Source organism: Burkholderia sp. MS389 (assembly GCF_016899425.1).
GTDB lineage: Bacteria > Pseudomonadota > Gammaproteobacteria > Burkholderiales > Burkholderiaceae > Burkholderia > Burkholderia sola.
Window position 1 is genome coordinate 1,075,171 of the sequence record NZ_CP045994.1, and the last position, 14,943, is coordinate 1,090,113.

12 protein-coding genes and 1 other RNA gene are annotated in these 14,943 nt (G+C 68.6%); 5 read left to right on the forward strand and 8 right to left on the reverse strand.

Annotation, left to right across the window (positions count from 1 at the left end; translation table 11 throughout):
• Positions 1-96 precede the first annotated feature (96 nt).
• Entirely contained in the window at positions 97-1,392 is a 1,296-nt protein-coding gene (locus GJG85_RS05055) for an MFS transporter (RefSeq protein WP_050011558.1), read from the forward strand.
• Positions 1,393-1,473: 81 nt separating this feature from the next.
• Here GJG85_RS05055 and GJG85_RS05060 read toward each other — a convergent pair whose 3' ends face one another.
• Positions 1,474-3,381 carry a tetratricopeptide repeat protein gene (locus GJG85_RS05060; protein WP_050011557.1) on the reverse strand — a complete coding sequence of 636 codons (1,908 nt, stop codon included), beginning with the start codon at positions 3,379-3,381 and terminating at the stop codon, positions 1,474-1,476.
• Positions 3,382-3,439: 58 nt separating this feature from the next.
• Between GJG85_RS05060 and GJG85_RS05065 the strand changes: the two genes are divergently transcribed.
• Entirely contained in the window at positions 3,440-5,083 is a 1,644-nt protein-coding gene (locus GJG85_RS05065; RefSeq protein ID WP_050011556.1) for an FAD-dependent monooxygenase, read from the forward strand.
• An 8-nt stretch (positions 5,084-5,091) separates the two neighbouring features.
• On the opposite strand, the gene GJG85_RS05070 is transcribed toward GJG85_RS05065, so the two are convergent.
• Genes GJG85_RS05070 through GJG85_RS05085 form a run of 4 tightly spaced genes read right to left on the reverse strand, consistent with a single transcriptional unit; the run spans position 5,092 to position 10,394 of the window.
• Positions 5,092-5,343, reverse strand: a complete 252-nt coding sequence (locus GJG85_RS05070) for a formate dehydrogenase subunit delta (RefSeq protein ID WP_050011555.1) — start codon at positions 5,341-5,343, stop codon at positions 5,092-5,094.
• A 7-nt stretch (positions 5,344-5,350) separates the two neighbouring features.
• Positions 5,351-8,302, reverse strand: coding sequence for a formate dehydrogenase subunit alpha (gene fdhF, locus GJG85_RS05075; RefSeq protein WP_050011554.1), 2,952 nt, complete (start codon positions 8,300-8,302; stop codon positions 5,351-5,353).
• Positions 8,303-8,319: 17 nt separating this feature from the next.
• Entirely contained in the window at positions 8,320-9,897 is a 1,578-nt protein-coding gene (locus tag GJG85_RS05080; protein WP_050011553.1) for a formate dehydrogenase beta subunit, read from the reverse strand.
• Positions 9,894-10,394 (reverse strand): NAD(P)H-dependent oxidoreductase subunit E, encoded by a 501-nt coding sequence (locus GJG85_RS05085; RefSeq protein ID WP_050011552.1) that lies wholly within the window; start codon positions 10,392-10,394, stop codon positions 9,894-9,896. Before GJG85_RS05085 ends, GJG85_RS05080 begins: the two co-directional genes overlap by 4 nt.
• A 131-nt stretch (positions 10,395-10,525) precedes the next feature.
• Here GJG85_RS05085 and GJG85_RS05090 point away from each other — a divergent pair, with 131 nt between their 5' ends.
• From GJG85_RS05090 to GJG85_RS05100, 3 genes are all read left to right on the forward strand, one after another.
• Complete coding sequence (locus GJG85_RS05090; protein ID WP_050011551.1) at positions 10,526-11,632, forward strand: substrate-binding domain-containing protein; 1,107 nt, start codon at positions 10,526-10,528, stop codon at positions 11,630-11,632.
• A 101-nt stretch (positions 11,633-11,733) separates the two neighbouring features.
• Complete coding sequence (locus GJG85_RS05095; RefSeq protein WP_050011550.1) at positions 11,734-12,003, forward strand: hypothetical protein; 270 nt, start codon at positions 11,734-11,736, stop codon at positions 12,001-12,003.
• Between the two features lie 353 nt (positions 12,004-12,356).
• A complete protein-coding gene (locus GJG85_RS05100) occupies positions 12,357-12,710 on the forward strand; it encodes a DUF4148 domain-containing protein (protein WP_050011549.1) in 354 nt (117 codons plus the stop codon).
• Between the two features lie 293 nt (positions 12,711-13,003).
• On the opposite strand, the gene ssrA is transcribed toward GJG85_RS05100, so the two are convergent.
• The 3 genes from ssrA to ubiG form a co-directional block, all read right to left on the reverse strand.
• Positions 13,004-13,373, reverse strand: a transfer-messenger RNA (tmRNA) gene (gene ssrA, locus GJG85_RS05105).
• Positions 13,374-13,390: 17 nt separating this feature from the next.
• Positions 13,391-14,104, reverse strand: a complete 714-nt coding sequence (gph, locus tag GJG85_RS05110; protein ID WP_089488627.1) for a phosphoglycolate phosphatase — start codon at positions 14,102-14,104, stop codon at positions 13,391-13,393.
• A gap of 13 nt (positions 14,105-14,117) precedes the next feature.
• Positions 14,118-14,816 (reverse strand): bifunctional 2-polyprenyl-6-hydroxyphenol methylase/3-demethylubiquinol 3-O-methyltransferase UbiG, encoded by a 699-nt coding sequence (gene ubiG, locus GJG85_RS05115; protein ID WP_050011547.1) that lies wholly within the window; start codon positions 14,814-14,816, stop codon positions 14,118-14,120.
• Between the last annotated feature and the right edge of the window lie 127 nt (positions 14,817-14,943).

Below are 14,943 nucleotides of genomic sequence, written 5' to 3' on the forward strand. Positions count from 1 at the left end.
CAGCGATGCCCGTGCGCGTCGGCCCGACCCGGCGCGGCGCGCGTCGCCGGATCCATGCGGCGCGGTATTCGCGCCATCCGAGCTGAGCGAGAAACCATGTCCACAGCGTCGCCTGCCATCGCGCAGGAATCGAAAGTCCGCACCGTCTTCCGGGTCGTCAGCGGCAACTTCCTGGAAATGTACGACTTCATGGTCTACGGGTATTACGCGTCGGCCATCGCGAAAACGTACTTTCCGAGCGGCAACGCGTTCGCGTCGCTGATGCTGTCGCTGTCGGTATTCGGCGCGGGCTTCCTGATGCGACCGGTCGGCGCGATCGTGCTCGGCGCGTATATCGACCATCACGGCCGCCGCAAGGGGCTGATCCTGACGCTCGGGCTGATGGCGATCGGCACGCTCGCGGTGGCTGCGATACCGGGCTATGCGACGATCGGCGTGCTCGCGCCGGTGCTCGTGCTGCTCGGCCGGTTGTTGCAGGGCTTCTCGGCGGGCGTCGAACTCGGCGGCGTGTCGGTCTACCTGTCGGAGATCGCGACGAAGGGCCACAAGGGGTTCTATACGTCGTGGCAGTCGGGCAGCCAGCAGGTGGCCGTCGTGTTCGCCGCGTTCGTCGGCGTCGTGCTGAACCGCGCGCTGCCGGTCGAGGAAATGACCGCGTGGGGCTGGCGCATTCCGTTCCTGATCGGCTGCCTGATCGTGCCGTTCCTGTTCCTGATCCGCCGTTCGCTGAAGGAGACCGACGAATTCCTCGCGAAGCGCCACCGCCCGACGATGGGCGAGATCATGCGCTCGATGCTCGACAACTGGGGCGTCGTGGTGGCCGGCATGGGGATGGTGATCATGACGACGGTGTCGTTCTACATGATTACCGCGTACACGCCGACGTTCGGCAAGGAAGTGCTGCATCTGTCGTCGCTCGATGCACTCGTCGTGACCGTCTGCGTCGGGATCTCGAATCTCGTGTGGCTGCCGCTGTCCGGTGCGCTGTCCGACCGTATCGGCCGCCGCCCGGTGCTGATCGCGTTCACCGTGCTGACGCTGCTGTCGGCTTACCCGGCCGTGCGCTGGCTCGTCGGCGATCCGTCGTTCCTGCGGCTGCTCGCGGTCGAGCTGTGGCTGTCGTTCCTGTACGCGTCGTACAACGGGGCGATGGTCGTCGCGCTCACCGAAGTGATGCCGGCCGACGTGCGGACGGCCGGTTTCTCGCTCGCGTACAGCCTGGCCACGACGATCGGCGGCTTCACGCCGGCGATCTCGACGCTGCTGATCCACCAGACCGGCAACAAGGCGGCGCCGGGGCTGTGGCTGAGTGTGGCCGCGATCTGCGGCTTGATCGCGACGCTCGTGCTGTACCGCACGTCCGACGCGCGCAACCAGTACAAGTCGGCCTGACGGCGGCCGGCATAGCGCGCGACGTCGGCCGCGGATCACCTTGAACAAGGGAGCGCAATGCGCTCCCTTGTTCGTTTGCGGTCATGCTTCGCGCAGCATGTCGGCCACCGTGGCCGCCACGTCGGGCCACGCGCCCGGCGCAGGCTGGCGCGCGATGCTGGCGCGCGCATACCACGGGCAGTCGTCGCCGGTGAACCAGCGCCAGTCGGGAGCGAACGGCAGCATGACCCACAGTGGCTTGCCGAGCGCGCCCGCGAGGTGCGCGACCGCCGTGTCGATCGTGACGACGCCGTCGAGGCGCTCGACCAGCGCGGCCGTATCGGCAAAGTCGTTCAGCCGGCCGTCGAGACGATGCACGCGCGGATGCGCATCGACGCGCGCGCGTTCGTCGTCGTCGAGCGCGGGCTGCAGCACGATCCAGTCGATGTCCGGCAGCGCGAGCAGCGGCGCGAGCGCATCGAACGGCATCGAGCGGTTTTCCTGCGCCTGTCGGCGCCCCGACCACGCGAGGCCGAACTTGCGCTTCGACTGCCCGCCGAGCGAGCCGCGAAAGCGCCGCCGGGCGCCGTCGGGTGCATCGAGGTAGCGCGAGCCGACGATGTCTTCCGGCTGAAGCCCGAGCAGGAACGGCAGGCTCATCAGCGTGCAGGCGACGTCCGCGGCCGGCGGCTTCGCGGCGCCTTGCGGGACGAGCGTCACGCGCCAGCGCGCGGCGGCCGGCGTCAGCAGCGCGACGAGTTCCGGCTGGACTTCGAGCACGACGCGCGCGCAGCGTGCGCGCACCTGCGGCACGAAGCGGACGAACTGCAGCGTGTCGCCGAACCCCTGTTCCGCGCGGATCAGCAGCGTGCGCGACGTAATCGGCTCGCCTTGCCAGCGCGGCAGCGCGCCGAGCGGCGTCGCGCCGGGCGTCTCGTGACGCGCTTCGTACGCGGGCAGGCCGCGCGTGAAGTCGCGCAGCGTCAGCAGCGTGACCGCGCGATGCAGCCGCGCGAGCGTGAGATCGGGCGCGACGCGCAGCGCCTGGTCGAATGCGCGCAGCGCCATCTCGTGCGCGCCGAGCGCGTGATGTGCGTTGCCGAGATTCAGCCACGCGAGCCCGAACGACGGATCGAGCCCGACGGCGCGCTCGTAGTAGGGCAGCGCGTCGCGGTGGCGCGCCTGCGCGCAGAGTGCGTTCGCGAGCCCGAACAGCGCGAGCGGAAACGGCGGGTGCAGTGCGAGCGCGGCTTCGAACGCCGCGGCCGCCTCGGCATGCCGGCCGACCGCATCGAACGTGTTGCCGAGATTGAAATGCGCGGCGACGAACCGCGGCTGCGCGGCGATCGCAGCCTGGAAGTGCGCGATCGCATCGTCGGCGCGACCCATCGCGCTCAGCGCCATCGCGAGGTTGTTGTGCGCGCCCGCATGGCCGGGCCGCAGCTCGAGCGCGCGACCGAACGCGGCGAGCGCGTCGTCGTGGCGGCCGAGCGCGTTCAGCGCGTTGCCGAGATTGTTGTGGATCGATGCGTCGTCGGGCGTGAGCCGCAGCGCACGGCCGAACGCGTCGATCGCATCGTCGTGACGCTGCAGCGCCGCATACGCGTTGCCGAGGTTGTAGTGCGCGAGCGGGAATTCGGGCGCGAGCGTCAGCGCGTTGCGGAAGCGGTCGATCGCTTCGTCGAGCCGGCCCAGCGCTTTCAGCGCGTTGCCGAGATTGAGCTGCAGCGCGGCATCGTCCGGACGCAGCGCGACGGCGCGGCCGACGAGGTCGGCTGCCTCGGCATGCTGGCCCTGCTGGTGCCGCAGCACGCCGAACAGGTGCAGCGCGTCGGCGTTGGCAGGGTTGGAGGCGAGTGCGTGGCGATAGCCGTGCTCGGCCTCGGCGAGGCGGCCCGCGCGATGTGCGGCGTACGCCCGGTCGAATGCGGAATCCATGACGCGAAAAGGGGCGGAAAGCGCGTATTTTCCCACACCGCGCGGCGAGGCCGCGCATCGGCCGGTCGGCATATGGCCCCGTCACGCGGAGCGGCGTAGACTGGCAGGGTCGCGTGTCATCGAGGTCTCCATGGCTGACACACTATCCGATATCCCGCCCGTGCTGATCGTCGGCGCGGGGCCGACCGGCCTTGCCGCGGCGATGAGCCTCGCGCGGACTCGCGTGCCGGTGCGCATCATCGATCGTCTCGCCGCACCGGCGCCGTTTTCGCGTGCGATCGGCATCCAGGCGCGCACGCTCGAACTGCTGGAGCAGCATCGCGCGGTCGAACCGTTTCTCGCGCTCGGCCATCGCGCGCATGCGGCCGAGCTGCATGCCGACGGCCGCGTGATCGCGCGACTCGATTTCGATCCGCTGCAAACGCGCTATCCGTATCTGATGTTTCTCGACCAGAGCGTCACCGAGCGGCTGCTCGCCGAGCACCTGGCCGGAATGGGGGTGACCGTCGAACGCGGTACGGCGCTGACCGCGTGCGACACGGGCGCTACGTCGCTCGACGTGACGCTGCGCCGCGCCGACGGCCGCGACGAGTCGTTCGCGCCGTCGTACCTGATCGCCGCCGACGGCGCGCACAGCACGGTCAGGCACCTGCTCGGCCTGGGCTTTACCGGACATGCGTTCGAACAGACTTTCCTGCTGGCCGATTTCGCGGCGATACCCGACTGGTCCGACGAGGAGATCCACCTGTTCACGACGCCCGCGGGCATCGCGGGCCTGTTTCCGATGGGCGGCGGCCGTTACCGGCTCGTCGCGGACCGGCCGCCCGGCAGCGGCGCGTCGCCCGACTCGACGCCGTCGCTCGACGAATGCGACACGATCATCCGCGCGCGCGTCGGCGCATCGATCTCGCCAAGCGATCTCGCGTGGTCGTCGTATTTCCATCTCCACAGCCGGATGGTCGACCGGCTGCGTCACGGCCGCGTGTTTTTCGCGGGCGACGCCGCGCACGTTCACAGCCCGGCCGGCGCGCAGGGCATGAACACCGGCATCCAGGAGGCGTTCAACCTCGGCTGGAAGCTCGCGCGCGTGCTGCGCGCCGGTGCGCCCGAGCGGTTGCTCGACACGTATCACGCGGAGCGCCATCCGATCGAGCGCGACGTGTTGCGGCAGACCGGTTTCGTCACGCAGGTGGTCGAAGCCGAGCGCGGCGCGATGAAGCTGCTGCGCGATCACGTCGTGCCGCTGCTGGCATCGTTCGGGCCGATGCGCGACGCGCTCAGGCGCACGGTCAGCGAGCTCGGCGTGCAGTACCGGAAGAGTCCGCTCACGCTCGAGCGCGTGCTCGACGGCGGTCCGCGCGCGGGCGAGCGCGCACCCGACGCGCTCGTGCACGTGCTCGACGGGCCGCTCGGTCGCGCGCCCGGCACGGCGCGGCTATACGATCTTCACGATCCGGCGAGTTTCACGCTGTTGCTGCTGGAAGAGCCGGCGAATACCGACACCGGCGAGGTGCCGCCGATCCCGGCCGATGCGCAGGCGCTCGTGCAGGGGCTCGAACGGATCATGCCGGAAGCGGTGCGCGTGTGGCGCGTCGCCGATGCCGAAGGCGACGGCGCCGCGGGGCTCGCGCAGGAATACGGCCGCTCGCGGCCGTCGTTCTATCTGCTGCGGCCGGACGGCTATGTCGCCGCGCGCGGGCGCACGGCGACCGACGCGAACGCGCTGCTGCGCCACTGCGAAAGCTGGTTCGCGGGCATGTCGGTATCCGCGTAGCCGCGCGCTCAGGCGGGCGCCGCGGCAGGGACGAGCGACGCGCGATGCGCGGCGATCGCATCGCGCACGATCGGCGCCGCGCGCTGTCCGGCTTCACTCGACGGATCGTCGAGCGCGGCGAGCAACGCGCGACGCATCCGCGGCTCCCAGAAGCGCCGGATATGCTCGGCGATGCCGGCCAGCGCTTCGTCGCGATCGGGCATCGATTCGAAGAACGCGCCGATCTGGTTGGCCATGTCGATCAGGTGGTCGTGGTCCATGGTTGCCTCACTTGCCCGTCGTCGCGGCGGCCGGCTCGGCGGCGCGGCGCTCGAGCAAATCGAGCTGCTCCGAGTTGAAGCGCGCATACGCTTGTTGCCAGTCGGACGGTTGCGCCACCGGCAGCACCTGCACGGCCGTCACCTTGTATTCCGGGCAGTTCGTCGCCCAGTCGGAGCTGTCCGTCGTGATCACGTTCGCCCCCGATTCGGGGAAGTGGAACGTCGTGTACACGACGCCCGGCTGCATGCGCTCGGACACCAGCGCGCGCAGCACCGTCTGCCCCGCGCGCGATTCGATGCCGACCCAGTCGCCGGTGCGGATCCCGCGGTCCTCCGCGTCGTGCGGATGGATCTCGAGGCGATCCTCTTCGTGCCACCGGACGTTTTCGGTCCGGCGCGTCTGCGCGCCGACGTTGTATTGCGACAGGATGCGGCCCGTCGTCAGGATCAGCGGATAGCGCTGTGTGACCTTCTCCGGCGTCGGAATGAACTTGGTGATCACGAACCGCCCCTTGCCGCGCACGAACGTGTCGATGTGCATGGTCGGCGTGCCTTCCGGCGCGTGTTCGTTGCACGGCCACTGGATGCTGCCGAGCGCGTCGAGCTTCTCGTACGACACGCCCGAGAAGGTCGGCGTGAGCCGCGCGATCTCGTCCATGATTTCCGACGGATGCGTGTAGTGCATGTCGTAGCCGAGCGCCTGCGACAGCAGCAGCGTGACTTCCCAGTCCGCGTAGCCCGCGAGCGGCGGCATCACCTTGCGCACGCGCGAGATCCGGCGCTCCGCGTTCGTGAACGTGCCGTCCTTTTCGAGGAACGTCGAGCCCGGCAGCAGCACGTGCGCGTATTTCGCGGTTTCGTTCAGGAAGATGTCCTGCACGACGATGCATTCCATCGCCGACAGCGCGGCCGCGACGTGCTGCGTGTTCGGGTCCGACTGGACGATGTCCTCGCCCTGGCAGTAAAGCCCCTTGAAGCTGCCGTCGAGTGCCGCGTCGAACATGTTCGGGATGCGCAGCCCCGGCTCCGGCTGCAGCGTGGCCGACCACGCCTGTTCGAACTGCGTGCGCACGACCTCGTCGCTGATGTGCCGGTAGCCGGGCAGTTCGTGCGGGAACGAGCCCATGTCGCACGAACCCTGCACGTTGTTCTGGCCGCGCAGCGGATTGACGCCGACGCCTTCGCGGCCGACGTTGCCGGTCGCCATCGCGAGGTTCGCGATGCCCATCACCGTCGTCGATCCCTGCGCGTGTTCGGTCACGCCCAGGCCGTAATAGATCGCGGCGTTGCCGCCCGTCGCGTACAGGCGTGCGGCCTCGCGCACCAGCTCGGCCGGCACGCCCGTCACGTCCGCGGTCGCCTCGGGCGAATTGTCCGCCTGCGCGACGAAGTCGCGCCATTGCTCGAACGCGCGCGTGTCGCAGCGCTCGGCGACGAAGGCGTCGGCCACCAGCCCTTCGGTGACGATCACGTGCGCCAGTGCGTTGACGATCGCGACGTTGGTGCCGGGGCGCAGCTGCAGATGATGCGTGGCCTTCACGTGCGGGCCGTCGACGACGTCGATGCGGCGCGGGTCGATCACGATCAGCTTCGCGCCTTCGCGCACGCGCCGCTTCAGCCGCGAGCCGAACACCGGATGGCCGTCGGTCGGGTTCGCGCCCATCACGACGATCACGTCGGCCTGGCCGACCGATGCGAACGTCTGCGTGCCGGCCGATTCTCCGAGCGTCGTCTTGAGGCCATAGCCGGTCGGCGAGTGGCACACGCGGGCGCAGGTATCGACGTTGTTGTTGCCGAACGCCGCACGCACGAGCTTCTGCACGAGATAGGTTTCCTCGTTCGTGCAGCGCGACGACGTGATCCCGCCGATCGAATCGCGGCCGTACTTCTGCTGCAGCTTGCGGAATTGCGTCGCCGCGTAGGTGAGGGCTTCGTCCCAGCTCACTTCGCGCCACGGGTCGGTGATCTTCTCGCGGATCATCGGCTTCGTGATGCGGTCCTTGTGCGTCGCATAGCCCCACGCGAAGCGTCCCTTCACGCACGCGTGGCCTTCGTTCGCGAGACCGTTCTTGTGCGGCGTCATGCGCACGACCTGCGTGCCCTTCATCTCGGCCTTGAACGAGCAGCCGACGCCGCAATACGCGCAGGTCGTGACGACCGAGTGCTCGGCCTGCCCGAGCTGCACGACGGATTTTTCCTGCAGCGTGGCCGTCGGGCAGGCGGCGACGCACGCGCCGCACGACACGCATTCCGACGCCATGAACGATTCGCTTTCGCCGGCGGCGACGCGCGATTCGAAGCCGCGCGCGGCGATCGTCAGCGCGAACGTGCCCTGCGTTTCCTCGCACGCGCGTACGCAGCGGTTGCAGACGATGCACTTCGACGGATCGTACGTGAAGTACGGATTCGATTCGTCCTTCGTGTCCTTCAGGTGATTGGCGCCATCGAAGCCGTAGCGCACTTCGCGCAGCCCGACCACGCCGGCCATGTCCTGCAGCTCGCAGTCGCCGTTGGCCGGGCAGGTGAGGCAGTCGAGCGGGTGATCGGAGATGTACAGCTCCATCACGTTGCGGCGCAGGGACTGCAGCCGGTCCGACTGCGTGCGCACCTTCATGCCGGCTTCGGCCGGCGTCGTGCACGACGCCGGATAGCCGCGCCGGCCTTCGATCTCGACGAGGCACAGCCGGCACGAGCCGAACGGCTCGAGCGAATCGGTCGCGCACAGCTTCGGGACGTTGACGCCGGCTTCGATCGCCGCGCGCATCACCGATGTGCCGGCCGGCACCGTGACCGGCTGGCCGTCGATTTCGAGCGTGACGTCGGTATCGGCGTACCGTTGCGGCGTGCCGTAGTCGGTCTCGTCGTGCGGATCGCGTGCGTGCGCCTGGGCGGCGCTCTTGCACGCGCATTGGCCCGAGCCGCAGCCGCCTTGGCGGACGTTGTTCGTGTCGAGGGACATGCAGGGCTCCTTCTGGGTCAGGCCGCAGCCTTGACCGGGCCCGACGCGGCATCCTTGCCGGCAGCGAGCCCGAAATCTTCGGGGAAATGGTCGAGCGCGGACAGCACCGGGTACGGCGTCATGCCGCCCATCGCGCACAGCGAACCGGCGAGCATCGTGTCGCACAGGTCGCGCAACAGCGTGATTTGCCGCTCCGACGTGTCGCCGTCGCGGATCCGCGCGATCGTCTCGACGCCGCGCGTCGAACCGATCCGGCACGGCGTGCACTTGCCGCACGATTCGATCGCGCAGAACTTCATCGCGTATTCGGCCAGCTCGGCGAGATTCGACGTGTCGTCGTGCAGCACGATGCCGCCGTGGCCGACCACCGCGCCGATCGCCGTGTACGCCTCGTAGTCGAGCGGCACGTCCCACTGGTGATCGGGCAGGTAGGTGCCGAGCGGGCCGCCGACCTGCGCGGCGCGGGCCGGCCGGCCGCTGGCCGTGCCGCCGCCGAAGTCGAACAGCAGCTCGCGCAGCGTGACGCCGAACGCGAGCTCGACGAGGCCGCCGTGACGGATGTTGCCCGCCAGCTGGAACGGCAGCGTGCCGCGCGAGCGGCCCATCCCGTAGTCGCGATAGAACGCGGCGCCGCGCGCGAAGATCACGGGCGCCGTCGCGAGCGTGATCACGTTGTTGATCACGGTCGGCTGGCCGAACAGGCCCGCGAGCGCGGGCAGCGGCGGCTTCGCGCGCACGACGCCGCGCTTGCCCTCGAGCGATTCGAGCAGCGCCGTTTCCTCGCCGCACACGTACGAGCCCGCGCCTTTCGCGACGTGCAGCTCGAACGCATGCGCGGAGCCGAGCACATGCTCGCCGAGCCAGCCGGCTTCACGCGCGCGAACGATCGCGGCTTCGAGCGTGGCGATCGCGTGCGGGTATTCGCTGCGCACGTAGATGTAGCCGACCGTCGCGCCGGTGGCGACGCCCGCGATGATCATCCCTTCGATCAGGCAGTACGGATCGCATTCCATCAGCAGGCGGTCGGAGAACGTGCCCGAGTCGCCTTCGTCCGCGTTGCAGACGATGTATTTTTGCGCGGCGCGGGCTTGCCGCACGGTACGCCACTTGATGCCGGCCGGGAACGCCGCGCCGCCGCGGCCGCGCAGCCCCGACTCGATCAGCGTTTCGCATGCGGCGTCGCCGTCGAGCGCCAGTGCGTTCTTCAGGCCGGCGAGGCCTTCGTGTTTCAGGTAGTCGTCGATCGACAGCGGATCGGTCAGGCCGATCCGCGCAAACGTGAGTCGTTGCTGGCGGGCGAGATACGGCAGCGCGTCGACGAGGCCGACACCGCTCGGATGCGCGCCGCCATCGAGCCAGTCGGCGTCGAACAGGGTCGGCACGTCGGCGGCCGACAGGTTCGCATAGCCGACGCGGCCCGCGGCCGTCCCGACCTCGACGAGCGGCTCGAGCCACAGCAGCCCGCGCGAGCCGTTGCGGACCAGTTCGATCGCGACGCCGCGCCGTTCGGCTTCGGCCGCGATCGCGGCGGCCAGTGCGTCGGCACCGAGCGCGAGCGCGGACGAATCGCGCGGAACATAGATGCGGGTCGTCATGCGGCCTCCGGCGTGTGGGCGACCGCGTCGGCCAGCAGCGCGTCGAACTTCTCCGGCGTGACCTTGGCGTGGAGCACGCCGTTGACCGTCATCGACGGCGATTGCGCGCACAGTCCGAGGCAGTAGACCGATTCGAGCGCGACGTCGTCCGGCGTGTGGCCCGCGGCCCCGTCGCCGTGCGGGGCGTCGAACCGGCAGCCCGTGCGGGCTTCCGCGTGGGCAGCGAGCGTTTCGCAGCCCATGCTGCGGCACGCTTCGGCGCGGCACATCTGGATCGTCACGCGCGCGGGCGGCGCGGTGCGGAAATGGTGGTAGTAGGTCAGGACGCCGTGCACTTCCGCGCGCGACAGGTTCAGCGCTTTGGCGAGCGGTGCGACGCAGCCCGAAGGCACGTAGCCCGCGTCGTCCTGGATCGCGTGCAGGATCGCGACGAGCGACCGGCCGGCGCGCGCATGGCGCTCGACGAGCGCGTCGGGCGCAGGGGAATTCGGGGACATCGGTTATGCTCCTCCAAAGTCTCATATGCGCTCGGAATTCATATAGTGCGCAGCGTGACTTCGTTCTGATTGATTTTCACCAACGATAAGCGGAAGATTTCGCGGTCGCAATAGGAAATCGGAGTACATAATTGATTCGGATCGAATGCGACGCGTATCTGACCGTGCGCGACACCGAAGGCCGGTCGGCCAGCCTGTCCGACGTCGCGCCGCTGCTGGAACTCGTGGCCGAGACGGGCAGCATCGCTCAGGCTGCGCAAGCCAAGGGGCTGTCGTACCGGCACGCGTGGGGCATGCTGCGCGCGCTGGAGTTGTGCGTCGGCGGCGCGCTGATCGAGACCGCGCGCGGCAAGGGGTCGACGCTGTCGGCGCTCGGGCAGGCGGTCGTCGATGCGCAGCGCCTCGCGCGCAGCCGCCTCGACGGGAACCTGCGCACGCTGGCGGCCGAGGTGGCCAGCGAACTGAACCGCCGGCTCGCGCAGCGCGACGGGGCCGTGCGCATTCATGCGTCGCACGGGTACGCGGTGGCGACGCTCGTCTCCGCGCTCGTCGATGCGCAGGCGGCCGTCGACATCAAATACCGCGAGAGCGTCGAGGCCGTGCAGGCGCTCGCGCGCGGCGAATGCGACCTCGCCGGCTTCCATTTGCCGCGCGGCGCGTTTCGCGCGCAGTGCGCGCAAATCTACCGGCCGTGGCTCGACGACACGCGCCACGTGCTGATTCACCTGACGCGCCGCCAGCAGGGATTGTTCGTTCCCCGCGGCAACCCGAAGCAGGTCCGTGGGCTCGCGGATCTGGCACGCAACGACATCCGCTTCGTCAATCGGCAGCCGGGATCTGGCACGCGCATGCTGCTCGATCTCGCGTTGCGCGCGATCGGCATCGATCCGGAGCGCATCGACGGCTATGCGTCGGCCGAACTCACGCATTCGGCGATCGCGGCGTTCGTCGCGAGCGGCATGGCCGATCTCGGTTTCGGCGTCGAGCCGGCCGCCCGTCATTTCGGGCTCGACTTCATCCCGGTCGTCGACGAGGACTATTACTTCGCCTGCGAACGCGCGCGGCTCGATGTGCGGCCGCTGGCCGATGTGCTGGCGCTGCTGCGCGACGCACGCTTCGTCGAGCGCGTCGCGCATCTCGACGGCTACGATCCGGCCGCGTGCGGCGCGCTGGAACACATCGCGACCGGGCTGGCCGGCGGCGACGGCGCGCCCGCGCCGGACGGCAATTCCCGGTAACGCGGCGGCGATCGAATCGCGCTGCAGCAGCGGGGGATTTGCGCTACGCTTGCCGCTCGATCAACGTTCCAACAAGCACGCCGTTCAGGCGTCATCCCGACATGAAATTTTCCGTTCCCCTTGCCGCGGCAGCGTTGACCGCGGGGCTGCTGGTCGTCGCTTCGCCGTTTGCGTTCGCGCAGAATTCCCCGGGTGTGCCCGGCGGCATCCTGAGCGAACAGTTCCGCCTGAACGAACACCCGCAGATGCCGTTCGCGGCGTCGGCGCCGTCGGAGAAATATCAGAGCGGCAAGAAGTCGGCATTGCGCCGCAAGGGTGACCTGGGCGACCCGAACGGCTGCAACCTGAAGTGCCCGATGGATACCCGGTAACGGGCAGGCAGCGTGTCGGCGCCCGAGCGGGGCGCCTCTTCTGCGCCGCAGCGTGATCCACTGACGGAGCTGCGTACGTTCCACCCCGATCTCGCTTTATTCGAGCCCCGCGAAGCCCGTCGCTTCGCGGGGCTCGTGCTTTCTGGCGAGCGTTCATGTAATGCGGGATGGACGAAGCGGCCGTTCGCCCGCATGGGCCGCGCCGACAGTGATTAAGGGTTAACCCGTAAATCAGGAAGGATGTCTTCCTCAAACCTGCCTTATTCTTAAGCATCCACCTACATAAACTTCGGTTTGTCGGCGCTGATCAAGGTGTTCACCGCCGAATCAGACAAATCTGGAGGTAGGTCATCATGAAGTCGCTCGTTCAAGCCGTTGTCGTTGCCGCTGCTCTCGTTGCTCCGGTCGTGTCGTTCGCCCAGTCGGGTTCGACGATCACCCGTGCGCAGGTCCGTGCCGAACTGGTTCAACTCCAGCAGGCCGGTTACAACACCGCCCGCGGCGAGGACCCGCATTATCCGGAAGCGATCCAGGCCGCAACGGCGCGTGTCGCGGAGCAGCAGCGCAGTGCGCTCGCACAGGCTCGAGGCGCCGACGCCGGCGGCTACGGTGCGCAGGCGCAGGGCGCATCGGCGTCGGGTTCGCGCGCAATGGGTGTGCGCCCGGCCAGCGCGGAGGAAATGAAGTCGCTGTATCGCGGCAGCTAAGCGGCACCTCGCCCGGTATGGGCGGCGCGGGCCCCGGCGCGGCGATGCGTCGCGCGCTGCCCGAAGCCTGACCACCGGGCCGGCCGCCACCCGGCGCAATCGACGATGGCGCGGGCGCGGGAGAAACATCCGTCACCTCCGGCCGCCGAACACCGGCGGCATTCCGCCCGGCCCGTCCGTGGCTGGGCGCTTTTTCGGAAGGGAAGGGAAGGCGTGGGGCGTGCGCGTTACGCCGGCAACAAAAAACCCCGCAGACTGGCGTCATGCGGGGTTCGTGCGACGAGCGCGGAATTTGGTGGAGGCGGCGGGAATCGAACCCGCGTCCAGAAGCGCTCCACGACTAGTTCTACATGTTTAGTCCAGTCTTTTGATTTAACCGCAGCGACGCGGACGAACACGCTGCACTACGGCGATTCGCTAGATTTTCGACCCTGGCGTCGCGACGCCGACAGGGCTTAACTGACGTAAATGACCTCTGGCGGTATTGCTACCGGTCTTGCGACACTAGCCCGTCAGTGAACTAGGCAGAGGACGGCGGCCCTTAGGCTGCCAGTGCGAACGTATCGTCGTTTGCAGTTACGATTTTCCCATTGATTAACGAGGTGACGGGTCCTCGACATGCCCTAGCCGCTTCACAACCCCTGTCGAAACCAGGTCGCCCCCGCGGATAAGATCGATCATTATAGCCCAACATCGCGCAGCAGGTCCCGCAGTTCCTGCGTCGTATCGACGAGGTGCTGGGCCTGCCAGTCGGTCGGCGCGACGCCGTCGCCGCAATAGCCGTATGCGGCTGCGACGGTGGCCATGCCGGCGGCGCTGCCGGCCTGAATGTCGCGCAGGTCGTCGCCGACGTAGACGATACGCTCGGGCGCGAGCGTCAACTGGTCGGCCGCATGCAGCAGCGGGGCCGGATGCGGTTTCGGGTGCGGCGTAGTGTCGCCCCCGACGATGCAGGCGGCGCGCGGCGCGAGGCCGAGCAGCTCGACGAGCGGCGCGGTGAGCCGCATCGCCTTGTTCGTGACGATGCCCCAGCGTACGCCGCGCGCATCGAGTTCGTCGAGCACGTCGCCGATGCCGGGGAACAGCGTCGTATGCACGCAGAGGTCGGCTGCGTAGTTGGCCAGGAACTCGTCGCGCATCGCTTCGTAGCCGGCCGTGTGCGGATCGATGCCGAACGCGCCGCCGAGCAGGCCGCGTGCGCCGGCCGAGGCCAGCGGCCGCAACACGTCGAGCGACGTTTCGGGCAGGCCGCGCGCGCGCTGCATCTTGTTGACGGCTGCCGCGAGATCGGGCGCCGTGTCGGCGAGCGTGCCGTCCAGATCGAACAGGACCGCATCGCAGTGCAGCAGGCGCGGTTCGTCTGCGATCCGCGCGGTCGAAAGGGGAGTCGTCATGCCGGTCAAAAGGTCATGCGCCGCGTCGGCATGCGACGAGGTAGTTGATGTCGGTGTCGTTCGACAGCGCGAAGCGCTTGCCGATCGGGTGATACGTGATGCCCTTGATCTCGGCGATGTGCAGATCCGTCGCGCGCACGAAGCCGGCCAGTTCCGACGGGCGGATGAAGCGCGCGTAATCGTGCGTGCCCTTCGGCAGCATTTGTGCGATGTATTCCGCGCCGATCACCGCGAACAGGTAGGACTTCAGGTTGCGGTTCAGCGTCGAGAAGAATACCCAGCCGCCCGGCTTCACGAGCGTCGCGCACGCGGCCACGATATCGGCGGGCGACGGCACGTGCTCGAGCATCTCCATGCACGTGACGACGTCGTAGCTGCTCGGTTCGCGCGCGGCGATCGCTTCGGCGGCGATCGCCTCGTAATCGACCGAAATGCCGCTTTCGAGACTGTGCAGATCGGCCACGCCAAGCGCTTCGGTCGACAGGTCGATGCCTTTCACCTGTGCGCCGAGTCCGGCCATCGATTCGGACAGGATGCCGCCGCCGCAGCCGATGTCGAGCACGCGCTTGCCGGCCAGGTGCGCATGCGCGTCGATCCAGCCGAGCCGTACCGGGTTCAGGTCGTGCAGCGGTTTGAATTCGGCATTCGGGTCCCACCACCGATGGGCGAGGTCGCTGAATTTCTGGAGTTCGTGCGGATCGGCGTTGGTCATGTCGGCAAACGGGCTACGAGAGGAGGGCGGTGCGTCGGTGCGTCAGCCCCGAGTATATAAGCGGGCGGACGGCGAGGCCAGCGAGCGCCTGGACGGGCGTCAATGAAAAAGCCCCGCCGGAGCGGGG